This is a genomic window from Paenibacillus sp. FSL F4-0100, from assembly GCF_037993005.1.
Taxonomy (GTDB): Bacteria; Bacillota; Bacilli; order Paenibacillales; family Paenibacillaceae; genus Paenibacillus_AQ.
Genome location: NZ_CP150303.1, coordinates 598,153 through 623,100, shown reverse-complemented (window position 1 = coordinate 623,100; position 24,948 = coordinate 598,153). Strand labels below are relative to the sequence as shown.

19 protein-coding genes are annotated in these 24,948 nt (G+C 49.8%); 6 read left to right on the top strand and 13 right to left on the bottom strand.

Annotation, left to right across the window (positions count from 1 at the left end; all coding sequences use genetic code 11):
- Window positions 1-69 precede the first annotated feature (69 nt).
- The 4 genes from MHH48_RS02720 to MHH48_RS02705 all read right to left on the bottom strand — a co-directional run bounded on the left by MHH48_RS02720 (window position 70) and on the right by MHH48_RS02705 (window position 4,064).
- Window positions 70-930 (bottom strand): carbohydrate ABC transporter permease, encoded by an 861-nt coding sequence (locus MHH48_RS02720; protein ID WP_076322386.1) that lies wholly within the window; start codon window positions 928-930, stop codon window positions 70-72.
- Window positions 920-1,870: a sugar ABC transporter permease gene (locus tag MHH48_RS02715; RefSeq protein WP_076322387.1), complete on the bottom strand. Its 951-nt coding sequence runs from the start codon at window positions 1,868-1,870 to the stop codon at window positions 920-922. The genes MHH48_RS02720 and MHH48_RS02715 overlap by 11 nt, the downstream gene beginning before the upstream one ends.
- Window positions 1,871-1,875: 5 nt before the next feature.
- Window positions 1,876-3,213, bottom strand: a complete 1,338-nt coding sequence (locus MHH48_RS02710) for an ABC transporter substrate-binding protein (protein WP_076322388.1) — start codon at window positions 3,211-3,213, stop codon at window positions 1,876-1,878.
- 296 nt (window positions 3,214-3,509) lie between these two features.
- Complete coding sequence (locus MHH48_RS02705) at window positions 3,510-4,064, bottom strand: glycerol-3-phosphate responsive antiterminator (RefSeq protein WP_076322389.1); 555 nt, start codon at window positions 4,062-4,064, stop codon at window positions 3,510-3,512.
- Window positions 4,065-4,646: 582 nt separating this feature from the next.
- Between MHH48_RS02705 and MHH48_RS02700 the strand changes: the two genes are divergently transcribed.
- Complete coding sequence (locus MHH48_RS02700; protein WP_076322390.1) at window positions 4,647-5,702, top strand: LacI family DNA-binding transcriptional regulator; 1,056 nt, start codon at window positions 4,647-4,649, stop codon at window positions 5,700-5,702.
- Window positions 5,703-5,723: 21 nt separating this feature from the next.
- The gene (locus tag MHH48_RS02695; protein WP_076322391.1) at window positions 5,724-7,421 is read left to right on the top strand and encodes an NPCBM/NEW2 domain-containing protein; all 1,698 of its coding nucleotides are present in this window, start codon (window positions 5,724-5,726) and stop codon (window positions 7,419-7,421) included.
- Window positions 7,422-7,562: 141 nt separating this feature from the next.
- Here the strand turns inward: MHH48_RS02695 and MHH48_RS02690 are convergent, their stop codons facing one another.
- From MHH48_RS02690 to MHH48_RS02650, 9 genes are all read right to left on the bottom strand, one after another.
- Window positions 7,563-8,033: a DinB family protein gene (locus MHH48_RS02690; RefSeq protein WP_076322392.1), complete on the bottom strand. Its 471-nt coding sequence runs from the start codon at window positions 8,031-8,033 to the stop codon at window positions 7,563-7,565.
- 151 nt (window positions 8,034-8,184) lie between these two features.
- Window positions 8,185-10,257 (bottom strand): amylo-alpha-1,6-glucosidase, encoded by a 2,073-nt coding sequence (locus MHH48_RS02685; protein WP_076322393.1) that lies wholly within the window; start codon window positions 10,255-10,257, stop codon window positions 8,185-8,187.
- Window positions 10,258-10,282: 25 nt separating this feature from the next.
- A complete protein-coding gene (locus tag MHH48_RS02680) occupies window positions 10,283-12,412 on the bottom strand; it encodes a glycoside hydrolase family 3 N-terminal domain-containing protein (protein WP_076322394.1) in 2,130 nt (709 codons plus the stop codon).
- A gap of 26 nt (window positions 12,413-12,438) precedes the next feature.
- Entirely contained in the window at window positions 12,439-13,263 is an 825-nt protein-coding gene (locus MHH48_RS02675) for a carbohydrate ABC transporter permease (RefSeq protein ID WP_076322395.1), read from the bottom strand.
- Between the two features lie 5 nt (window positions 13,264-13,268).
- Entirely contained in the window at window positions 13,269-14,213 is a 945-nt protein-coding gene (locus MHH48_RS02670) for a sugar ABC transporter permease (protein ID WP_076322396.1), read from the bottom strand.
- A 98-nt stretch (window positions 14,214-14,311) separates the two neighbouring features.
- Window positions 14,312-15,556, bottom strand: a complete 1,245-nt coding sequence (locus tag MHH48_RS02665) for a sugar ABC transporter substrate-binding protein (protein WP_076322397.1) — start codon at window positions 15,554-15,556, stop codon at window positions 14,312-14,314.
- Window positions 15,557-15,729: 173 nt separating this feature from the next.
- On the bottom strand, window positions 15,730-17,286 hold the full coding sequence (locus MHH48_RS02660) for a response regulator (RefSeq protein WP_076322680.1): 1,557 nt from the start codon (window positions 17,284-17,286) through the stop codon (window positions 15,730-15,732).
- 7 nt (window positions 17,287-17,293) lie between these two features.
- Window positions 17,294-19,096 (bottom strand): sensor histidine kinase, encoded by a 1,803-nt coding sequence (locus MHH48_RS02655; RefSeq protein WP_076322398.1) that lies wholly within the window; start codon window positions 19,094-19,096, stop codon window positions 17,294-17,296.
- Window positions 19,097-19,131: 35 nt separating this feature from the next.
- Window positions 19,132-19,875: an AraC family transcriptional regulator gene (locus MHH48_RS02650; protein WP_076322399.1), complete on the bottom strand. Its 744-nt coding sequence runs from the start codon at window positions 19,873-19,875 to the stop codon at window positions 19,132-19,134.
- A gap of 111 nt (window positions 19,876-19,986) precedes the next feature.
- On the opposite strand from MHH48_RS02650, the gene MHH48_RS02645 reads away from it, so the two are divergent.
- From MHH48_RS02645 to MHH48_RS02630, 4 genes are all read left to right on the top strand, one after another.
- Complete coding sequence (locus MHH48_RS02645; RefSeq protein ID WP_076322400.1) at window positions 19,987-22,275, top strand: glycosyl hydrolase family 65 protein; 2,289 nt, start codon at window positions 19,987-19,989, stop codon at window positions 22,273-22,275.
- Between the two features lie 191 nt (window positions 22,276-22,466).
- Window positions 22,467-23,147 carry a beta-phosphoglucomutase gene (pgmB, locus tag MHH48_RS02640; protein ID WP_076322401.1) on the top strand — a complete coding sequence of 227 codons (681 nt, stop codon included), beginning with the start codon at window positions 22,467-22,469 and terminating at the stop codon, window positions 23,145-23,147.
- Window positions 23,148-23,311: 164 nt separating this feature from the next.
- The gene (locus MHH48_RS02635) at window positions 23,312-24,274 is read left to right on the top strand and encodes a phosphotransferase (RefSeq protein ID WP_076322402.1); all 963 of its coding nucleotides are present in this window, start codon (window positions 23,312-23,314) and stop codon (window positions 24,272-24,274) included.
- 24 nt (window positions 24,275-24,298) lie between these two features.
- Entirely contained in the window at window positions 24,299-24,808 is a 510-nt protein-coding gene (locus MHH48_RS02630; protein ID WP_076322403.1) for a hypothetical protein, read from the top strand.
- The last annotated feature ends 140 nt before the right edge of the window (window positions 24,809-24,948 follow it).

Genomic DNA, 24,948 nt, shown 5'->3' with positions numbered 1-24,948 from the left:
GGCATGGCGGTGTATGCTTACCCACCATATCCATACCGTCTAGAATACCTACATCATCCGGTTATGCGGTTATTTAAACGTCGAATTCGCCATCGCGGCCACGATATGCTTCTGCATGACCGTAAAGACCAGCACGATCGGGATAATCGCCATGACGCTGGACGCCATAATGACATTGAAGAACATGGCTTCATTTCCAGCGATGGAATCCCTCAGCATCGCAATACCTACCGTTAGCACGCGCATGTCGTTGTTATTAGTCATGATTAGCGGCCAGAAATACGAGTTCCAGGACGAGATGAAGATCAACACGCCCATGGTAACGATCGTCGGCATCGCCATCGGGAATAAAAGCTTGTACAGTATGGAGAAACGACCGGCTCCATCCACGCGTGCCGCTTCCAGCACGTCGTTGTTAATCGATTTGAACGCCTGCCTGAGCAGGAATATCGCGTAGGCGGAAGCCCCGTGAGGCACGATGAGCGCCCAGAACGTATTCAGCCAATCCAGCTTGGACATCATGACGTATACCGGAACGAAAATAACCTGCTCCGGTACGATCAATGCGGTGAGAACGAGCAAGAATAGAGCGTCCCTTCCCCAGAACTTCCCCTTCGCAAATGCATACGCCGCCATAAGCGCCACGTTCAGCTGCAGAATAATCGTTCCGACAGCCATCAGCAGCGTATTGCCGAAAAATCGCGCATATGGGATAACCCGGAAAGCTTCGGCAAAGTTCTGCCAGGCAAAGGTTTCCGGCCAGAATGTAGGTACGGCCATCCGCATCTCAGACTGTGTCTTGAGCGCGCTGATCAGCAGCCAATACACCGGAAAGAACATGACGAGCGTCACGATCACGGCTCCGATAATGCGGAGCGTCATCATGGTCTTTCGGTATTTGGCGGATCCAGCCATATAATTATCCTTCATAGTGCACCTTCTTCCTGCTGACCACCCATTGTACCAATGTTAACAGCAATATGATTACAAACAGAATCATGACAAGCGCCGAGGCTCTTCCTGTTTTGAATTCATCAAAGGCCATCGTATAGATCCAGTACACAATCGCGTTTGTTGCCTTGAGCGGGCCGCCGTCCGTCATGACGTCGATGGACTGGAACACCTGCATGGAGGAGATAAAGCTCGTGATGACAAGAAACAGTGTCATAGGCGACAAGAGCGGCAGCGTAATGTTGCGGAACTGCCGGAACTTGCTGGCTCCATCAATCGAAGCCGCCTCATAATACTCGGCCGGAATCCCACGCATGCCCGCGATAAAGAGGATCATCGCAAAACCGACGCCCTTCCAGACCGAAACGGCAACCAGCGCCGGCAATGCCGTCGAAGGGTTGGTCAGCCATTCGACCGGTTCCATGCCGAACCAGGAGACAATGGAATTCAGCAGCCCATATTGCCCGTTGTAAATCCAGGTAAATACCATGGCGGCGACAACCATCGAGACATAATACGGCATGAAGATAACGCCGCGCATGAAACCGAACAACCGTGAGGATGACACGTTGAGCAGCAGCGCCAGCAGCAGCCCGATGACAAGCGTGAACACTACGTCCATAACGGTGTACAAGAACGTGACCTTCAAGGAGTGATAGAAATCCGAGTTTGACAGCAAGCGCGTATAGTTATCGACGCCCACGAACTTCTTCATGGGCCGCGTCATATTCCAGTTCGTAAAGCTGATGTACACGGAATAACCCAGAGGATAATACAGGAACACGCCCATGAATAACAACGCCGGGACCGCGAACGAGAAGTCCTTCCACTTCTCGATCAACGTATGGGAGATCCGTTTAGAGACCGAAGCGGTCGCCCGATTGGACGCCGCCTTTGTCATATGTTTATTGGTCTCCATAGGCATCACTCATAGTCAGCCAGAATATCGTTGATCTTCTTGGCTGCATCCTGCATAAGTGGTGTCGGATCTTTTTTGTTCAGCACCATTTCCCCTACGACTTCTTTGTAAACTTCGCTGAATTCAGGGTAAGCCGGGTGCTGCATGCGCGGTGTCACTTCGTCAAAGTGCTCGTATACCGCTCTGTATTGCGGCCATCTTTCGAAATATTGATCGCCTTCCTCAGACTCGATTGCGGATTTTCTTGTCGGCAGGTATCCAACGGATTCAGCCCACTTAATGTTTTGCTCCGCCGAAGTCATGAACTCGATGAATTTCCAAGCCGCTTCCTTCTCCAGATCCTCGGCACCGTCCATCATGACGATCCCCGCGCCGCCGATGTTGGAGGTCCGTACTTTATCACCAGGGATGAAAGATACGCCAACCTCGAAGTTCGCATTCTCGCGGTACATTTTCAGCATCGCGGAAGTATGCTGTACCATCGCGATTTCACCGTTCAGGAACATTTGACGCATATTATCGGAGGCCCCTTTACCGAAGCCCATATGCATGCTGCCGTCATTTTGCCACTTGTAGAAATTCTGGAGGTAACGGAGAGAATCCTCATTCTCGACAGCCGAGGCACTCAGGTCCTCCGTCAGAATTTGTCCACCGCCGTTAATGTTCCACGGGTCATAGTACCATGTGTCCCAGCCTGGGACAGAGAAAGCATAACGCGTCGTTTTGTCGCCTTCCTTTTTCGTTACTTTCGCATTGAAATCCTCGATCTCATCCCATTTCGCAGGAGGCTCTACGCCCAGCTCGTCCAGCATCGTTTTGTTGTAGACGAATACGCTGGTGCTGACGATCAGAGGGAATCCGAATTGTTTCCCGTTGTATGCATAAGCGTTCAGCATACCTTGAGCGAAATCGTCCATCTTCACTTCGTCGCGCTTAATCCACGGACCCAGATCGGCAAAAACGCCGCTATCCGCAAAGTTAGCGAGTGAAGATACCTCAACATTAGTAACGGCCGGTACATCGTTCGCTGCTACTGCAGCCGATAATTTTTTGTGAAGATCAGGATAGCCGCCTTGGAACACCGGTTCTACCGTAATATGTGGGTACTTCTTCTGGAACTCTGCGATCATGTAGTTCAAGCCTTCCAGTTGAGCATCCGCATGGGCATGCCAGTACTGGATTTTGACAGGCGTTGTATCATTCTTCATATCCATCGAAGCAGCTTCCACATCGTCGAGCGAAACCTCTCCTCCGGCACTTTCACTTCCACCGCCGCCTCCGCAAGCCGTGGTAATAACCATAAATATGGTCAGTAACATTAACAACCATGATTTCTTTTTCATAGATGATCTGTTGTCCCCTCTCGAATCTATTCATCATTCATCTTCATCACTGCTGTCTATCCACTTCATCAAATGGCCGGTTCAACTGCACGCGGATCCTAAGATGGGGGGATTCCCCCATCCAATCAACCCGTCTACCCCTTAAAAAGCGCACAAAAATAGAGACGTCAAAAGAGCGCAACCTAAGAGCCACCACCTCCTATAAAAGCTAAAGTAGCTGCTACTCGGGTTATCTCATCGTCTCCACCCCTAGCAAATATGTAATTATAGTTAATCCATCAACCGTACAGGGAATCTTACGTCCAAAAACGCGTATCTCCTGTAGATACGAGGTCTGCACCATTTGCCAGCGCCTCATCGATTTCTTCCTCGCTTCGTAAAAAACCTCCCACAATAAGCGGACAGTGAATTTCCTTCTTCAGGTCGCGGATCACGCGGGGTATGAGTCCCGGCATTAATTCCACCTCATCCGGACGGGCTTGTCCGATCATTTTCACTGCGGTTCTTAAAGCTGTCGTATCAATGGCAAACACTCGCTGTATCGAGCTAATGCCCGCTTGGCGCGAAGCCAATACCGTATTCGTCTTCGTCGTAATAATCCCGTCGATCTTGTACGAATCCGCCAAATACTGCACAGCCGAATTATCCCGGCCAATGCCGCTTACCATCTCCAGATGAACAAACACTTTTTTGCCTGAGGAGTGAAGTCGATTAACGATATCCCTGAGTTTTATGATATCGCCTGTCATCAGGTTCACACGCTCCACCGTGCTGTTCACAGCTGCATCGATCTGTTCCAGCTTGGTAATCGAAGCGATTACGGGAAGACGCCGTGTCCTTTGATCTGCCATAAGTGCGTGTCCCCCTTCTACCGAACACTCTTATGATAAAGCGATAAGATCATGACAGTATTAACGATATGTAAAATCTGTGTTAACGGCACTCATCAAGGCTTCGATATATCATGTATACGCTTACTATTCAGTTAACAACAGATTCTGCTATATCCCTGGTTTGTTGGATTCCCCCTAGACTTAGGATCATTCGGTTCAGCGAAGAGGTTAGGATAGCGCTTTCAGAATAGCTCGCCAAACTATTTAATATCTATCATAGAGGAATGATTTAGCCATAGTCTATAGCGAAATTTGTATTATTTTGTCGAATTTAAAAGAATATCAACTCAATGTAACAAATATCATGGCGCGAACGACGAATTCATGATATAGCATCACCTTAAAGACCACGCTAACACCATCTCACTTCGATACATTCCCGGACCGGCGGGATCTGCCAAGGTTATCGGGGACATTTGCAGAAAAAAATGAAAAATTGCGCAAAAAAAATGTTGAATAATTTTCCAATGTAGAATAAGATTGCGACAAAGGGAAAGGTAAGCGCTTTCCGAAAATTCAATAGACAGGTGTTATGCCGAAATGAAAATAACTTTAAAAGACATTGCCGACCATGCAAATGTATCTATTTCTTCTGTATCGAGGGCTTTAAACAACGCAAACTCAACAGCACTTGTAAACGACCAAACGCGTCTGCGCATTATTCAAGTTGCCAAGGACCTGGGTTACCATAAGTTTAACAATTCACTGCAAAAAAATGAGAATTTTTCAGTGAATAAAAAAGTTCCAAAGAGAGTGGGACTCGCTTTATATGATGTAAAAGCTAAATACCAAGATCCGTATTTTTCAGAGATCATTTACGGGATCGAAAGTGAATTGCTTGATCAAGAATGTATATTGGACTTTACATTTGAGGTGCAAGATATTTTCAATTTCAATTTATTCGGGGATATGAACGAGAGTGACTTAGGAGTTATTTGTATCGGACCGCTTAAGCATGATTTTATAAATGAGCTTAATAAGCGGGTTCCATTTGTCATATCGGTGGGCGGAATACCTAAGCTGGACATTGATTATGTTACGGTGGATTTTCGTAATGCGGCAATGCAAGCAGTTCAATATTTGGTAGATCTTGGTCATCGCAAAATTGCTTATATTGGCGGAAGCTCTCAAGTTGGAATGCCGATTGATCAAGAAGAACGTTTCTATGGTTATAAAGAAGCGATGGAGTTTAACCATCTTGACATTATTCCGGAGTGGGTTCAAGACGGCTGCTTTGATCTAACCAAGAGTTATGAAGCCATGAAAAAAATTTTAAACACGCAGAGTCCGCCCTCGGCCGTATTTACAGCTAGCGACAAAATGGCATTTGGGGCGTACAAGGCAATTGGTGAATATGGGCTATCGATTCCAAATGATATATCTGTTGTTTCTTTTGATAATGTCGAAATGTCAGAATTCATTAACCCTCCGTTAACAACGGTACAGGTCCACAAGGAGGAAATGGGGAGAATCGCAGTCAAATTACTGCTTCAGCGCATGGAAGGGGGGATACCTTTGCCATTGATCAGCTATTTGCCGACAAAACTAATGGTCCGCAGTAGCTGTACCGAGAAAAGCGAAGTGAAAACTATATGAACGTTTGAGGAGGGTATAATAATGAAAAAAGTAATGGCTTGTCTCGGTTTAGCCGCTTGTATGCTTATCCCCTTAGGTGCTCCAGTGCACGCGCAATCAGCCCAAGGGGACATAAATGCAAATGAAAAAAAACCAAAAGCAACCTTTCAAGTGATCAGTGACCTGCATATTAGGGATACATCGTTCTCTCATAACAAGCTTTCGAAAGCGCTTCACGACCTGCATTCCATTGACCCGCTGGCAGATGCTATGGTCATCAACGGAGATATAACGAATAACGGTTTTCCCGAAGAATATGCAAAGGCTCGCGAGCTTCTTGATCAATCGCCTAAACCGATGAATCTGTATATGACCATTGGGAATCATGAGTTTTTTAATGGAGCTGGAAATGAAGTGAACACCAATCGGTTCGCAGACTTTATCGAAGAGGAGCATGTGTATTACGAGAAAATGGTGAACGGCTATCCTTTTATATTCCTTGGCTCTGAAAGCTGGGGGCCTGTCGATTCTCCCGCCAAAGACGATGCCTATCTGAGCGACGAGCAGTTGAATTGGCTGGAAGATACTTTGGAGAAACGCAGCAAGAGCGAGAAGCCTATGTTTGTTTTTCTTCATCAGCCCCTTTCCGCCGTATATGAAGCAGCAGAAAAGCGTCTAACCGATCTCTTCTCGAAGTATCCGCAAGTTATTTTATTCTCTGGCCATACCCATCGGGATATGCGACTTCCAAATATTAACCTAACACAGAATGAATTTACGAGCATCAATACAGCCTCTGTCTATTATACAACCTTCGCACCGACAGTAAACTGGGACGAAAGCCAAGGATTGTATGTGCAAATTTACGATGACAGGGTCGTAGTCCAAGGACGTGACTTTTACCGTAAGCAATGGATTCCCGAAGCGCATTACACGATTGATGTCCAATCGGCAACCACATTTTCTTATCGTAATAACTACGTTATTCCGGGTGAAACCGCCCTATTAACCACGAAATTTACAAATTATGGACAAAACACAGTCAAGGCCATCCAATTGGACTTAACGGCCCCCGATGGTTGGAGTGTAGAGGCAGTAACCGATCCTCTGGTCACCCATCTTTCGCCTGGAAGTTCGATTGAAACAGATTGGCGTGTGACGCCCCCTGATACTGTTGAGCCTGGATTCGCAAAATTAGATGCAGCCGTCTCATTTAAATATGGAGAAAATAATAAGCAAACAGAATGGAGTGCCGGCTCTATAGTCTGGATACCAGAACGGCTCCCAGCTGCCGATTCTTATGTAAGTGATGTGGAATGGATTCATTCCGCAAATCATTGGGGGCCCGTAGAACGGGATCAAAGCAACGGTGAAAAAGCAAAAGACGACGGAAAAACCATAACTATTGGCGGCGTAGAATATACGAAAGGCTTAGGTGTGCATGCGAATGCTGAGATTGCTTATTATATAGGCGGCAACTTCTCGACATTTACCGCAGATATCGGAATTGATGATGAAGTGGGAAATAGAGGATCGGTCGTCTTTCAAATTTGGGCAGACGGCGAGAAGGTATATGACAGCGGGCTTGTTACCGGATCTGATTCCGCCAAAAAAGTTCATGCTGATATCTCAGGCGCAAACGTACTGAAACTGGTCGTCATTGATGGCGGAGACGGCACTGGCTACGACCATGCGGATTGGGCAAATGCCCATATTGCCAGATCCGATGTAAACAGCTAGAAAGGCTAATAAAAAGGGTTAAAAGGCACCCCATTTCCGGTCATTTCCGGATTTGGGGTGCCTTTTGCATACCTTGAATTACATACGAATCCCACATGTTTCGTTGCGTGGCCCCTCCTTTAGTTCTTCTGCGGGCAAAGGCTATTCGAATAACGGTACCTTCGGATCCTTCCCGTTACAATGAACCAGCATCGCATGCAGTTGTCCTCTGTGGTGATACACATGCGCCACGATTTCGAGCAGCCATTCATACCTCGAATAGGTGACACCCCAGTAGGACGTCATCTCCTGATGGAGCTCTTCTTCTGTCATCTCTCTAAACGCCTGCTCCAGATAAGAATAGCTGCTTAATAATTCAGCCTGTAAATTCTTCAGGTTATTTAACGATACACTTGCATAATAGGTGCTCATCTCCTCTTGCGTGGCTCCTCCGGATATGTGGAAATCGGCTCGGCAAATGACGGCGATATGCTTAAGCAGTTCCCCGACAGAATATTTACCCTCTGTCGGCTTAACGTGCAAATCCGCTTCATCGAGCTTGTCGATAATCGCAACAATGGAAACGATAGCAACCTCAATCTGATGTAATGCATATGTACAATAGGAATTCATATGTTCTCTCCAATCCAATATGTATACACTAATATGTTGTTCGAACTCGCTTCATTATTATAGAACATATGTTCCTAATATTTCAACAAAAAAACAACCTGCCCCTTAAATGCTAAGAGGCAGGTTGTTCCGCTATATATCTTATGACCGATCAGCCAACGAGATTAAATCCGGTTGTATTCTCAAGCACTTCCACGCGGAACGTGCTGCCGTCAGCTTCACGCACGACGCTGACGGACAGATGGCCGCTTCCGATCGCAATCCGTTCGGCCTTCAGTTCATTCATCCCTTCCGGAAGGAACGGGGACAATGCGATTTCCTTGGTCACCGCATTCGGATACAATCCGAGCATTGCCTGTAGGAAGACAATCGAGGTTCCGGCCGCCCATGCCTGCGGCGAGCAGGTTGTCGGGTACGGAACCGGATGGCCCAGCTTCGCATCATGTCCGCAGAACAGCTCCGGCAGACGCTGGTATTCAAAATGTGCGGAAGCCTGCAGCAGGCCGGAGATCACCTTGCCTGCCTCAGCTTTGAATCCTTGCTTGCCGAGACCCAGCAGGATCATGGCATTGTCATGCGGCCATACGCTGCCATTGTGATAGCTCACCGGATAATATCCGGTGGAGTCTGTGCTCATCGTACGAATACCGTATCCGTTAAACATATCGTTTCGGAGCATCCGCTCGGACTGGGCTTTCGCCCGGCTCTCTTCCGGCAGTCCGCTCATGAGCAGATGCCCCGGGTTCGAGGTGACGCTTCGGACCTGACGCAGGTCCTTATCCAAAGCGATGGCATAACACTGCTGATCCTCCATCCAGAAGGCCGCTTCGAAACGGGCGCGAAGCTCCTCGGCTTCCGTCTCCAGCTTACGGGCCAGATCCGGCTCGCCCAGCTCTGCGAAGACGGGTGCCAGCGATTTCTTCGCTTGATACACGTAACCCTGAACCTCCGACAGCGCGATCGGAGATTCCGCGTACTCCCCGTTCTCATGAATGATCGAGTTGGCGGAATCCTTCCAGCCCTGGTTCGGAAAGCCTTTCTCCGCTTCCTGTTTGTAGGCCATGAAGCCGGAGCCCGCTTCAAGCGCGGCATCGATGTAATCCAATGCCCGCAGCATGTTTGGCTTAAGCTCCTCCGCCAAGGAAAGATCGCCCGTCCAGCGGTAATATTCGCCGATCAGCGCCAGAAACAGCGGCGTGGAGTCGATGGTGCCGTAGTACGGCGAGAACGGGGATTGGTTCGTCGTGACCAGCTCACCATAGCGAATCTCATGCATGATTTTGCCCGGCTGCTCATCCCGCCAAGGATCGGTTTTCTCACCTTGATAAGCTGCGAGCGTTCTCAGGGTCCCCTTGGCATGGAGCGGATTCACCGGAAGCATGAACAGGGCCGTGATCAAGCTGTCTCTGCCGAATGGAACCGCGAACCACGGCAGCCCCGCGACCGTTGTATCGCCGAAGCCTACATCGGTCGTCAGCATGCGCAGATCCTGCAGTCCTCTCTGGTACAAGCCGCTGAACAGCGCGGAGTCCGACTGGACCTGCGAGCTGTTCGCGTACCAAGCTTCATAGGAGGCTTCGAGCTTCTTCAACCCCTCTTCGTAGGTCAACGGCTCCGCTGCGGTATGCTGCTCCGTCATCGGCGAAACAAAGAACGTAATAACCTTCTGCTCTTTGGCTTTCAGGGACAAAGGGAACGAAACATTCCCGGATTCATCCGCTTGGCCGCCATCCGCATCCCAAGTAATGCGTGTCTGCCTTTTCAGGTTGTCGGCGCCGACATAGGCCAGCGTCATATCTTGATCGCCTGTCCGTATACCCTCCATCTTGCCAACTTCCCCGGTACGATATTTACGCACCAGGAACATATCCTGAAAATCGGCATCAAAGGAAACCGTGAACTCGATATTCGAATCCGTCACAAAATAATTGGTCAAGGTGCAGCGCTCGTACAGGATGCCATTATAGATGAAACGCTCCCGAAGCACTTCAATCGCCCCTACATCCTTTGTATCCTTCATTAGGCGGAAGGATGCCACATAACTCTTGTCGCCCGTAGAGGACAAGAGCGAAGGCTTCTCGCCGTCGATGAACAGCTCCATGCGGCTCAGGAAACGCGTATCCTTCGTATATAACCCATGGCCTTGATCATCCCCGAGGACGATATCTCCATTAAGCCCGGTCAGAAAAAATACGTCTCCTTCTTTAATTACGCGGTAGTCCATGCATAAATCCCCCTTTGATTCCGGTTTACTCAACAACCACAAGCTCAGCCTGCAATCCTTCTTCCGAATGCGGGCCGACCCAGACATGGAACTTCCCGGGCTCGACCGTAAACGCAAGCCTCTCATCCAAGAGCCCCAGCTCTTCACGCCCCAGCGTAAAATGCACCGTTCGGTTCTCGCCGGGCTGCAGCTGTACCTTGCGGAATCCCTTCAACTCTTTGACCGGCCGGGTAGAGCTTGCCACCAAGTCGCGGATATACAGCTGCGCGGTTTCCTCGCCGGCTCTGGATCCGGTATTCGTTATGCTCACGGATACATGTACGGTCTCGTCCCAGCCGATTTGATGCCGATCCAGCTGCAAATCCGTATATTCGAACGTTGTATAACTGAGGCCATACCCGAACGGATACAGCGGAGAATCATCGCAATCGATATAATCTTCGTACAAATGAGGACGTCCGGTATTCTTCCGGTTGTAATACATCGGAATTTGGCCCGTCGCACGCGGAACGGTAACCGGCAGGCGACCACTCGGATTGTAAGCGCCGGTGAGCACGTCCACAAGCGCATGACCTGTGGTGGTTCCCAAATGCCACGCTTCAACCACAGCATCCGCATGTTCATGCAGCCATGGAGTGGCAAGCGGACGTCCGTTCATCAGGACGACGACGATCGGCGTGTCGGTCTGGCGTTTCAGCTCCTGAATCAGGCGCTCCTGGCAGGATGGAAGCGTGATGGACGTTACGTTGTAATGCTCGCCCGTCATCGCTTCGGATTCACCCACAACGACCACGGCGGCATCACACTGTCTGGCGAGCTCCACAGCCCGTTCTACTCCCCCATCCAGTTCCTCCAGAATGCCGCTGCCCTGCTCATAGAATACCTCGGCTTTAGGTGCGATTTCCGATTGAAAAGCATCCCATACCGTGACGACGTCCTCATCGCGGCCTTTCCAAGCCCAGCAGCCCATCGAATTGTGGCGGTCATCCGCCAGCGGCCCAATTAACGCCAGTCTCTTGTGCTTACTGGTATCCAACGGCAAAATTCCGCCGTTATTCTGCAGCAGCACGATCGATCTACGGGCGCTGTCCCTAGCCTGAGCCAGATGATCCGCTGGAATGGCTTGCCCTTTCAGCGGATCTCCGGCGCCTTCAGCATCTTCGCTCACATACGGATTCTCGAACAATCCAAGGCGAATTTTTACCTGTAATATGCGGAGAACCGCATCGTCCAATAGCTTAAGCAGCTCAGGGTTTTCCTGGACCAGCGTTTCCAGATGATCGAGATAGACTCCGGCGTGCATGTCCATGTCGACGCCGGCGTTCAATCCCTTCAACGCGGAATCCTTCCGGTCTTCCGCATAGCCATGGTGGATCAGCTCTTCAATCGACTCCCAATCGCTGACCACCATGCCGTCAAAGCCCCATTCCTGCTTTAATATATCCCGCAGCAGATACCGACTGCCGGAAGCCGGAACGCCGTTCAGTTCGCTGAAGGCACTCATCACGGACAGAGCCCCGGCCTGAATCCCGTGATAGAACGGGGGAAGCACGGTTTCCCGGAGCGTCCGCTCCGACATGTCCGTCGTGTCATAGTCCCGGCCGCCTTCGATCCAGCCGTAACCGGCAAAATGCTTCACGCATGCCGCCACCGTCGGGTAGCCGTCCTCATTCGGACTTTGAAATCCTCTGACCTTCGCGGCAGCGGCCAGGGAGGACAGATAGATGTCCTCCCCCGTGCTCTCCGCGATGCGGCCCCAACGGGGATCACGCGTGATGTCAACCATCGGGGCAAACGTCCAGCGGATGCCTTCCGCTGCGGCCTCTACCGCTGCAATGCGAGCGTTCTTCTCCATCCCTTCGGGATCCCAGCTGGCGGCTTCGCCGAGCGGAATCGGAAAGATGGTGCGAAAACCGTGAATGACATCATCCCCGATGAGAAGGGGAATCCCCAGCCGCGTTTTCTCCACGGCCAGCCGCTGGAGCTCGTTGATCTTTTTCGGACCATGCACATTCAGCAGCGATCCGATCTTGCCTTCGGCAACCAGCTTCAGCTCCTGCTCCTCGCACCGGCCGTACTGCACCGTCTGACCAACCTTCTCGGTCAAGGTCATCTGCGCGACAAGATCCTTTGCACGCTGTTCCACGTTATCCATATCTAATCCCTCCCAAGGCTTTTATATCAACCTTTCACGCCGGCGTTCGAAATCCCCTCAATATATTGGCGCTGGAACAGGAAGAAGAACAGGATGATCGGCAGCGTGGACAGTACAACCCCCGCCATAATCATCGGCGTATTCTCAAAGAACATATCCTTCACGCTGTTCAGACCCACAACCAGCACATACATTTCCGGCGTATTCGCAAGCGTACTCGGAACAAGGTAACTGTTCCAGGTTCCGGCAAAAGCAAGAATCGACATCGTAATCAGCGATGAACGGGCCAGCGGGTAGACGATCCGCCAGAAAGCGCCCATCTTCGTCAGGCCATCCATCCGCGCAGCTTCCAGAAACTCATTCGGAACCGAGATGAAGAACTGGCGGAGCATGAAGATGTACAGACCTTGATATAGGAACGGTACCGTTAACCCCCAGAATGTGTTCAGCCAACCGAGCTGTGCCACATTCACATATACCGGGATCAGGATCATATGGTATGGCACCATCATGGTGGCAACGACGATCCAATAAATCAGACCTTTTCCCTTGAAATTCAGCTTGGCCAGGGCAAAGCCGGCCATCGGGTTAATGATCAGGTTCCCGATGACAACGACGCCGGTCATGATCACGGTGTTCAGAAACCATCTCGGCACGTTGTACGCATCATTCGTGAAGAAGATTTTAAAGTTCTCGAGCGTCCAGTTGGCCGGCGACGTCAGTGTATTGACATGGCGCATCGGGATGATAGACGTATAGAGGGTATAGAGAAAAGGAAGGGCAAATAAGAGCCCAAGGATGATCGTGCCGATATACAGAAACAGCCGACCGTTATTCGTACGGGTCAACATTCCCCTCACTCCTTCTCATCCAAGAATTTTTTTTGCAGATACGTAATCAGCATGATGATCATGAAGAACAGCACCACCGCCGCGCTTCCGTATCCAATGTTCATGTAACGGATTCCGTGCTGGTAGAAATACGTAACCACCGTACTGGTAGCGCCCGCTGGCGAACCGAGTGCGCCATACCGGGAAATCGCTGCAATCTGATCGTAGATCTGGAAGCCGGCAATCGTTGATACCGACACGATGAAGAACGTGATCGGCTTCAGGAACGGCACCGTAATGTAGCGGAATTTGTTCCACTTGGACGCTCCGTCAATCTCGCTCGCTTCATACAGATCCTTCGGAATTTCCTGTAGACCCGACAAATACACAATCATGGTGAAGCCGGCTTGTTGAAAGATAAACAGAATACATACGAATAAGAGCGCATAGTTAGTATCCGCAAACCATGTCACATTCCCGAAGCCCAACGCTCCGAAAAATTCCGTCAGGAAGGTACCCTTCTTGAAGAGCATCATGAACACCGTGGTGATCGCGATTTGCGAGGTAATGTACGGAATGAAGAATACCGTCCGGAATATTCCCTTGCCCTTCAGCTTCTGGTTGACCAGGATCGCCAGGAGCAGACCCAGCAGGGTCTGAATCGGAATCGAGATGACAACGATTTCCAGGGAGTGAAGCAGCGCCTGGAAGAATTCCTTATCTTGAAGAATGGTGACATAGTTTTCGAGGCCGATGAATTTCGCCTGGTCCAAGGCAGCGAAATTCGCATCCTGAAAACTCCTTACGAAAGACTGGATAAATGGATAGAGAAACCACCACGCCCATAAAATCAAAAAGGGCAGCGTAAACAACCAGCCCAGCGTTTTGTCGGAGTCTGCCAGCGAACGGAACCAGGATTGCCTGATCTTGTTCCCTTTCATATCAGCGTGCTTGCTGCTGTAATCGGACATAATTTATCCCCCGCTTCCATGGCTTAAATTGAATGGATCATTTAACACCCGCTCCCGCTCCCTTAGAACAAGGAGCGGGAGCGGGTGTTGCCTTTTTCTTATTTGAACTGGCTTTGAATATCGTCGAGAATTTGCTGAGCCGTTTTACCGGAGCCACCTAGAATCAAGCCTTCCAATTCTTTCACGAGTTCATCCGTGAAACGCTTGGTATCTGTCGGATAACCATAGTCTGTGCTGTACTCCAGCGCAGGCTGCAGCGCCTTGAATTCAGGGTTTTTCTCGAAATACTGCTCGGACAATGAGGCTACCGCCGGATTAAAGCCAAGCTCCATGAATGCGGTTTGCGTATCGTCATTGGTCATGTAATAAGCAGCTTTGAGCGCAGCTTCTTTGTTCTTCGCGTCTTTCAGTACCATATAAGCGTCAGAGCTCATGGTGCTTCCGTTGGTTGTTCCTTTTGGTACCGGAATAGCTACCATTTTCAGGTCCGGATTTGCATCCTTCAGGTAACCTTTGTACCAGTAACCGCCTGTACTCATAGCGCCCTGCTCGTTGCTGAATACTTCGCCGTCCCAGCCAAAGCCGACTGATTTAGGAGTTACAGCCAGTCCTTGGTCATACATATCGATGATCATTTCCAGCGCTTTGACGTTCTCTGGCGAGTTGATGGTCTCACCATTGCCCCAGCCGCCGCCGAAGCTCTTCACGTAGTTCGTAATATGGAAGGCATCCAGATTGACGATAATGCCCTTCACATCGCCTTTGTTCAGCACTTTCGCCGCTTTGATCACTTCATCCCAAGTGGTTGGGTACTCGCCGAGGCCAGCATCTTTCCACATTTGCTCGTTGATGAAGAACATCGCCGGCATATCACTGTTCGGCACACCGTATTGTTTTCCATCCACGTTCCAGATTTTCTTCGATGCATCCGGGAAACGGTTCATGTCAACGCCCGTTGCTTGAACCAGGTCATCGATTGGCGAGAACAATCCTTTGTTGATGTACTCGTAAGCACCTTCGTTGGACATCTTAATGAAATCAGGTGCAACGCCGGCAGCGATTTCACCCGGAAGCGTGTTCCAGAATTGCTCACTGCTTGGATATTGTTTGATTTTCAGTTCAAGCTCCGGATATTGCTCGGAGATGGTGTCCGCCGCTTTCTGATAAATCTCCAAATCCTGTGCCGTACCCCAGAATCCGAAATTCACTGTTACTTTTTCCGCATCTGCGGCTCCATTATCTTTATTGTCAGCGCTTTTATTGCCGCCGCAAGCGGTTAAACCAACAACAAGAGCCAGGCACAACACCAGCATGGCCGAAAACTTCTTGTTCAATTTACCCATGATGCTACCCCCCACGTTTCTTTTCGTTTTACCTTGCTCCTTAATGATAAAGAGCGGAAGCAATAAAAAAAATTAATCAAATGATGATTAATTTTTTAAAATTGACTATTTTTTTATAAATAGATTGCACGGCAAGAGCGTTTTTATGAAAAATAACACTTTCTTTTCGAATATCACACTTCTTCTTTCCTATACTGCTTAGGAGAAAAGCCCGTGTATTTTTGAAATACAATCGCAAAATGGGCCTGATTATTAAACCCTACCATCTCGGCAACGTCATAAATTTTGTAGCGGTAGTCCTTAAGGAGCGTCTTCGCCTTTTCGATCCGGAGCTCATTAATATAATCGAACAGGCCTTGACCGACCTCTTGCTTAAACAGACGACTGACATAATTCGGGCTGACATGAAATAAGTCCCCGAACAATTTTAACGAGAGGCTCTCCGGGTAGTGCTTTTCCGTATACTCCATAATATTGCGCGTGAGCTGGCTGTATCCCTTCATCTCCAGATGGTTGCGGTTCTTAAACCGCTCCTCGAATCTGGCCCGGTACGCAGCCGACAGCTGCTGGAAATTGTGGATCTCTTCAAAGGCTGCTACCTCTTCTTGAACGGCCCCGCCCGGCACACCTCCGCCGCTCTCCCCGATCATAAACAGCAGACCTTCGTATACCTTACGGACATCCTTCTCTTCCATGCATTCCTCTTGCGCCAGAAACTTCTCCCACTGGGACAGCAACTCCATAAACCGGTCGTTCGCTTCTTCCTTGAGCGCAGACTTCATCTGGCTTAAATAAGCATCCGCCTGTTTATAGACACTCTCACTCTTCTGCTTCAGATGCTGATAATAGAATATCGACGTATCCGGGTGGTAAAATTGATGGGCTAACGCGGTTCCTGCTTGCTCATAGCCCTTCCGAATACCGTCGAAATCGGCAAACCAGTCGCTGATGCCCAAAACGATGTCTATGTTCACAAAGCGCTTGAGCGCGGAGCTGATCATCTGCACCATTTTATTTACACGCGTCAACGAAGCCAGCAGGCTTTTCAGCTCGCTGTTGCTGATGAATACGGCGCTGCACTGCTCGTCCAGCTGAAGATATTCAACTTCCTTCTCCGTGGACAGAATCTCGCTGACCACGTTCTGCACCGTATTCGGCAGGATTGACTCGGTTTCTTTGGTATACCTTTGGATGATCGTGTGATAATTTTTGATTTTGAAAAGGACGACGTACATGTTGCCCTCTTTAAGCCCCGTTTCATGCAAATCATGAACATGGCCATGGAGAGCGTCATATAACATCTGCTCCTTCCGGTTGCCCGCTGCACTCGGCCCTACTTGAGCGGGACCCCCCCGGCTTCCAAACTGCTCCCGGACGCTCTTCAGCATCGCGGTCAGCTCGCGTTCATTCATGTCGGGTTTGTGAAAATAATCGAACGCCCCCAGCTTCAAAGCTTCCTTCACATACGTAATATCATCGAAACTGCTCAGCACAATGGCCTGCACAGGAAGCTGCCGGTCCTTAACCGCCCGGAGTACCTCGATCCCGTCCATCTTCGGCATTTTGATATCCAGCAGCACCACGTCAGGCGCGGTTTCCGTTATCATGCGCAGCGCTTCTTCTCCGTCGCCAGCCTCACCCACAATGTCCACGCCCTGGGCCCCCCAGTCAATCGCTGATTTGATCCCGATCCGAACGAGGGGCTCGTCATCTACTATAAGTATTCGCACTTGCTTATCACCCTGTTTCTTCTGTGATGATCGGAAGCCGAAGCCATGCCACGGTTCCGCCATGCTCTCCCCTCTTGATCCACAAGCCGTATTCCGGCCCAAAATGAAGGGATATCCGGTTCCGTATATTGTTCAATCCGATCGAGTTGAAGGTATCCTGCGGACCGCCCTGCTCCACCTTCGCTTGTCCACCCTCCGGAAAACCGCGTCCGTTATCACTTACTTTCATGATGAGCGCATCCAGTTCCTCATAAATCGATATCACAAGGCTTCCCTTGTAATCGATACCTTCGAAGCCATGGAAAACTGCGTTCTCCACAAGGGGCTGAAGCAGAAACTTCAAGGTCCTATGATTCATTACGGCCGGATCCACCTCATACGTGACATCAAATTTATTAAAATAGCGGAAATCGAGAATTTTCGTATAATTCTCCATGAATTGGACTTCCTCCGCAATGGTCACGTAGTCGCCTTCCTTCTTCACCGTAAACTTGATGACCGAAGAGAAAGCCTGAAGCGCTTCTTCAATGCCGGTTGCCCCCTGAATCTTGGCCATCCACTTGATGACGTTCAGCGTGTTATATATAAAATGCGGACGAATCTGCGACTGCAGCGCATTCATCTCTAGATTCCGCTTCTCCTCTTCCTCCACATAGATCCGCTCGATTAAATCGCGAATTTCCTGCAGCATCTGGTCTACGGTATGGCTGATCACACCGATTTCGCCGTGCTGTCTCGTATCAAAGCTTACGTCAAGCTGACCTTGGGAGACAAGCTTCATTTTGCTGTTCAGCACCGCCAGCGGTTTCATGATCGTGGTCGCAATGCGTGCCGAGATCAGGATGGACAGCACGAGCAGCAGAATCAATGCGGCGATTAAGATGGCAACCATAAGATAGACAATCGAGAACAAATCCTTCTTCGGAATGACCGTAACCGCCTTCCAATTAGCCAAAGAAGAGGAAGAAGAAATCATGTAGGTATCCCGATTGATCTTCGTGTTCACTTCGCCGTCTGCGTTATATTGAAAATCATTCCCCAATACTTCGGATGCCGACAGCCCGATTTCCTCGGGGTGGACGCTATGCACGATATGATCGGCTTCATCGATCAGATAGAAATTCGTATTCTCGGAAAATGCCGTATCGCTCCACAGCGTCTTGAGTTTATCCACCGAAATGTTAAAGAGGATAAACCCAAGATCCTCCTTCGTGTACGGATCCATGATGGCCCGGCCAACCGACACGACCGGAATTCCCTTGGCTGACAGCAGCCGCTCCTGACGAATCCCTACAGGGACAAGGCGACCATGGGCTCCTCTGATCTTCTGGACAAAAGGCTCACGGGTAAACTGCTCCTTGAAATAAGCGAAGTTCATATATTCCCTGTTGCTTCGGCCAATAATCGACTGACTGTTCTCGTGATAGATGACAACGGAGTCAATCAAATCCGAATACAGCATGATCCCGCTCTGGATCAAGCCGTTCACTTTATCGAAATCCTGCCCCCGTTCAAGCAATGGATACGTCACCTTGCCGTAATCCTTGCGCATAATGGCATACACCGTGGAATCCTGAATCGGAAACATGGACAGTCGCAGCAGCGGTTGCAGGGAGGTGTCGATATTTTTAATAATTTGTTTGTTGTTCTCCACGGCGGCATCAATCATCGTACTCCGGTTATTCTCCACGTATACCCAGGATACGATGCCGCCGATCAGCAGGAGGGGAACGATGATAAAGGCGGAGAACGCCGCGATCAGTTTCTTCTCCAGACTTAAGTGAAGTATCTTCTGCTTTAGTTTCTTCATGAGCCGTGTCTCTCTCTTCTCGTTGGGATCATCCTTTATCGCGCCGTCCCGCTTATCCGGAATTTTCTCGGCGTCATCCCCGTAAAATTCTTGAACAATTGCGTATAATAACTCTGGCTGCAAAACTTGAACGTAAACGCGATTTCGGATATTGACTGGTTCGTATTAGCCAGCAAATGTTTGGACTCCTCAATCTTCCGCCGATTAATAAAGGTTGTAATGGATACGCCCGTCTCCCGCTTAAAGCGATCGGATAGATAGCTTGGGTGGACTTTCAAATATTCCGCAACTCTCTGCAAGGTCAGTTCCTCAAAAATATGCTCCCTAATGTAATAGATCGCCAGGTTCACAATGTGAGAGAAGGACACATCCTCTTTCTCGGAGCGAATCATCGAAACAAACTGCACCAGCATTTCATACTCAAAATGAACCAGCCGCTCCACATCGGTCATTTTCTCGATCTCAAGGATCAGCGTATCGCTTAAGTGAAAAGCAATCTCAGGATCCACGCCGCCCCGGATGATTGCGCGGGTAAATAAGGTACAGGAAGCAATCAAGGCATTCTTCTTCGACCGAAGCGGATACGTCGCCAGCACAGCCGCTTCCAGCTCGTTAATCTTACGAAGCATATCCATGGCTCTATTCTCATCGCCGAAGCGGATCGCTTCCAGCAGCTCGTGCTCATAATCAAATGGGGGATGGATAAAATTCTCGCGCAAATAATGCATACGGGAAGACAGATAAAACGGACGGTTTCCCGAGCGTGAAGGCTCTTTCATTATTTCCACACCACCTAAAAATATTGATAAAAACCTTGATATTTTAGTATAACATAACCCCGATTAGCTCTAGAATTCAAGCATAACCATGCTAGGAAGGAAGTGTAGACCATGACCTGGAATATATCAAATCCTGATTTGTCACAGCAAGCGTTGCTGAATATGGAAAGTATTTTTGCACTCGGAAACGGTTACTTGGGTGTGCGTGGCAACTTCGAAGAAGGCTACGGAGAGAGTTTGTCCACCATTCGCGGCACCTATCTGAACGCTTTCCACGACGTGATTGACATCCCTTACGGCGAGAAGCTCTTCGCCTTTCCCGATACACAGCAAAAACTCGTTAACAATATTGATGCCCAAACGGTCCTGATCTATTTAGGTGAAGAAAAAGAACCTTTCCGCCTTGATCACGGCACGATCACTTCACATGAGCGCCACTTGCATATGGACAAGGGGTATTCGGAGCGAATCGTACAGTGGAAATCGCCTGAAGGCAAAGAGATCAAGCTGACCTTCCGCCGTCTGGTGTCCTTCACACACCGGGAATTGTTTGCCATCCATGTACGGATCGAACCGGTTAATTTCAACGGTCAGGTTCGCATCGTCTCCACCGTGAACGGCAAAGTGAAGAACTACACCAATGCCAATGATCCCCGGGTCGGCGCAGGGCATGCGGAACGGATGACCGTCATCGATGCCGGTGTGAAGGGCAGCGACGCCTATGTTGTTGATGAGACGATGGCCTCCAAGCTGCGTGCAGCTTGTGTGACCCGTCACCAGTTGGATGCCGACGCCGACGTTCAGCTCGAAGCCGGAACCGGAGAGGTTACATTCACAGCTACTATTCCATTGACCGGACCGATCCACTTTACGAAATACAATCTGTATACCGACAGTCTTCGTCACGGGCAGGACATGATCGAACGTGGAATCCAGCTGCAGGAGGAGTTGAAGGATACCTCGTTTGAGGACTTGCTGGCTGAGCAGACCGAGTATCTGAATAACTACTGGAAGTCGGCCGATGTGCTGATTCAGAACGATGACCAGCTGCAGGAAGGCATCCGCTTCAACCTGTTCCAGCTGCTGCAATCCGCCGGTCGGGACAAGCACAGCAACATATCTGCAAAAGGACTGAGCGGCGAAGGCTATGAAGGTCACTATTTCTGGGACACGGAAATTTACATGTTCCCTGTCTTTCTGATGACGCAGCCGGACATTGCGCTCCAGCTGCTGCTGTATCGCTATTCCACGCTGGAGCAAGCGAGAGACAGAGCTAGGGAAATGGGTCACCGGCAAGGCGCCCTGTTCCCGTGGCGCACGATCTCTGGAACGGAATGTTCCTCCTTCTTCCCATCGGGAACGGCGCAATACCATATCAGCGCAGACATTGCCTACAGCTATATTCAGTATTATCTCGCCGAACAGGATCGGGATTTCCTCATGTCCTATGGGGCCGAGGTGTTGATCGAAACCGCCCGCTTGTGGGCCGACATCGGCCACTATTATAACGGCGCCTTCCATATCGATGAGGTTACGGGGCCGGATGAATATACCTGCTGCGTGAATAACAACTATTACACCAATGTCATGGCGAAGCATAACCTGAAATGGGCTGCCAAAAGCTGCTCTATCCTGAAATCCTATGATGCTCAGGGCTTCAAGTCCCTCTGTGACCGGCTTGGCATCACGGAAGACGAGATCATGGCATGGGCCAAAGCGGCGGACGCTATGCTGCTACCGTACGACGAGGCACTCGGCATTAACCCGCAGGATGATACGTTCCTCCGCAAGGCGGTATGGGACTTCGACAACACGCCGGAGGACAAATATCCGCTGCTGCTGAACTACCATCCGCTGACCATTTACCGTTACCAAGTGTGTAAACAGGCGGATACAGTGCTTGCTCACTTCCTGCTGGAAGACGAGCAAAGCTTGGAAACGATCCAGCGTTCGTATGACTACTATGAAGGCATCACGACGCATGATTCGTCCCTGTCCTCCTGCATCTTCAGCATCATGGCTTCGAAGATCGGCAGCATGGACAAGGCGTATGAGTATTTCATCGAGACGGCACGCCTGGATCTGGACAATACGCACGGCAACACGAAGGACGGCCTGCACATGGCTAACATGGGCGGTACCTGGATGTCCATCGTCTACGGCTTTGCCGGCATGCGCCTGAAGGAAAGCGGACTTTCCCTCTCCCCGGCCATTCCGCAGGACTGGGAGAAGTATGCCTTCCGCCTGAACTTCCGCGGCCGCCTCATCGGCGTATCCATCGAGAAGGACGGCGTGACCCTGGAGATTGTTGAAGGGGATTCCATCGAGATCAAGCTGTACGACAAAGCCGTAACGCTTGAAGAAGGGAAATCTGTGAAACATGCGCTTCAGAGCAAGTAATTAGGTTTAGGCCGTGGGGTGATGCCCTACCTATACGTATGGCATCACTCCCGGTTTACGAAGAAAACGATCTATCGATATATATTCCATGAAGACAGACTGCGGTAAGCCGTCATTTTTCTTGCGTTATCAGAGAGGTCCCATGCATCGATTTTATACTTTCTGATTTCTCAAAAAGGAGCTGTAAAAACATGAACGAAACACGTAAGTTGAAAGCTGTCATCTTTGACTTGGACGGCGTCATTACCGATACGGCGGAGTATCATTATCAGGCATGGAAAGCCACGGCAACCGAGCTGGGCATTCCCTTCACGCGAGAGTTCAACGAGAATCTCAAAGGGGTATCCCGCATGGACTCCTTAAAGCTGCTGTTAAGCCAAGCGGAGAAGCCTGTAAGCTATTCGGATGAAGAGCTGGTACAGCTGGCCGACCGCAAAAATAAGCTGTATGTCGAGCTGATCGAAACGATTACGCCAGCCGACCTGCTGCCCGCCATTACGGAGTTTGTGGCAGACATCCGGTCGGCCGGCCTGAAGACCGGCATCGCGTCCGCCAGCAAAAACGCCATCGCCGTGCTTACACGGCTTGGGGTCATGGACCAGTTCGACGTGATTGTCGATGTAACCAAGCTGAAGAACAACAAGCCGGACCCGGAGATCTTCCTCACTGCTGCCGCAGAGCTTGGCGTAGAGCCTGCTGACTGCATCGGGGTGGAGGATGCCGCATCCGGCGTTGATGCCATCAAGGGCGCCGGTATGTTCGCCGTGGCAATCGGCAATGCCGCGCATTTCCCGCACGCGGATGTCGTGCTGTCCAGCACGGCGGAGCTGGACTTCCGTATACTGGCGCAGACGTTTGAAGGCAGATCATAGATTAAAAGGGGCGCTCCTTCGGGAGCGCCCTTTTTTCATGTGTCCACCCCTTTTTGCAACCGATCACCATCTTCGGTAGACTTGTAGTTGGTAGTGAATACCTGTAACTTATCCGGTATGTCAGTCAGACGGGCATATCGAGAATACGATAAAGGGGACTTTCCATGGATCAGGCTGTCTTGGATCAAGGGGCCGAACGATTCGGCCGAGGTACTTATTCGCTGAAGTTACTTGGGGGATTCGATCAGAATGTATTTGAATACAACGGTGAAGACGGACGCCGCTTCATTATTAAATTTTTGGACGCATCCAAATACCGCAAAGCCTCGATCATTCGCGAGCTAACGTGGATGGCCTATCTCGCCGAGCATGGGCTGAACATGGCCGAGTCGGTTCGATCCGCTCAGGATCTACTTATTGAAGAGATAACTTATGAGTCGAAGCGATATTATGTCATTGCTTTTACGAAGGCTCCGGGCAGCCAGTTAACGGATTTGACATCGGATTTCGCAATGATCAAGCAGTGGGGACGAGGGATGGGCCGTATGCATAAACTCGGCAAAAAGGACGCCACCGCTTCCTCACTCGTGCACCGAATGGCCTTTCCCCAATGGAATGACCATGTAATCTTTACCGATGCGTTCCCGGAGGCTGCAGGTGAAAGAGTCCAATCGCAGTGGAAGCAGTATCTTAAGGAATTGAAGTCCCTCCCACAGGATCAGGAAGGCTACGGCATCGTTCACAATGACCTTCACCATAACAACTTTCACGTACATAACGGGGAGATTATCTTTTTCGATTTCGGGGATGTCTCCTGTCATTGGTTTGCCTACGATATCGCTATTGCCATCTATCATGCGGTTCAGACTGTGCCTGAAAGCGGAAAAGCCGAATTTGTCGCCAGATTCTTCGACTCGTTCTTATCCGGCTACCTCCAAGAGAATACGCTGAGTGAGGATTGGATCGAGCGAATTCCATTTTTCATCGACTTCCGCAATATCTACTCCTTTGTCTACTTCTCCAAATTCGTAAACTGGAATGAGATGAACGAGCGCACCCGGAATTATCTCTTAGCGATGAAAGCTGATATTGAGGCAGGCAAATCGGTTGTGAAGCTGTCCACTTAATATAGAGAAGGAAGATTGTCTACCATGAAACCAAAATCCAAACCTCTCCGCCGGCTCGGCTATTTAGGCCTGGGTTTACTCTTCTCGGCCTTCGTTCTATTCCTGCTGTTCCTTCGTCCCACGCCAATCAAGGTGGGTGGATTCACATCCTTCGCGGATGAAAATACCGTGATCTTCGAGGTGATTAATGAAGGATTCGCCGATGTGGAGCTGCTGGACGTGCGGGTGAACGACGGCATGAAGCCCGCCAAGGCTGAACTGGGCATCAGTTATTCCCTTCATCTGGTCGGCGGCGAAGGCCTTGATGAAGATCCCGATATCGAATTCGTCGATATTCGGGAGATACCGATTCAACTCGAGCTCAGGCCGGATGAGAAGAGAGCTGTACTCGATCAAGGATCGCGCATTCCGCTTAATTACGGCGTCCGTCTTTATAGCGATGAGCCCATCACTCGGATCGAAGTGAAATATAAGTATTGGGGCATCACTTTTACGAGGGAGATGCCGATGGGGCGATTTTTCAATAACGGCTAAATGCTCAAGGCAAAATTAAATCGATGAAGAGAGCCAAGCTCTTTGATGTCGATAATTATACTGTGTTCCCAGGACTCTCTTTTGAAAATAAATAAGTAAACCAAAGCCTCTATCCGTGTTGGATAGAGGCTTATGTGATA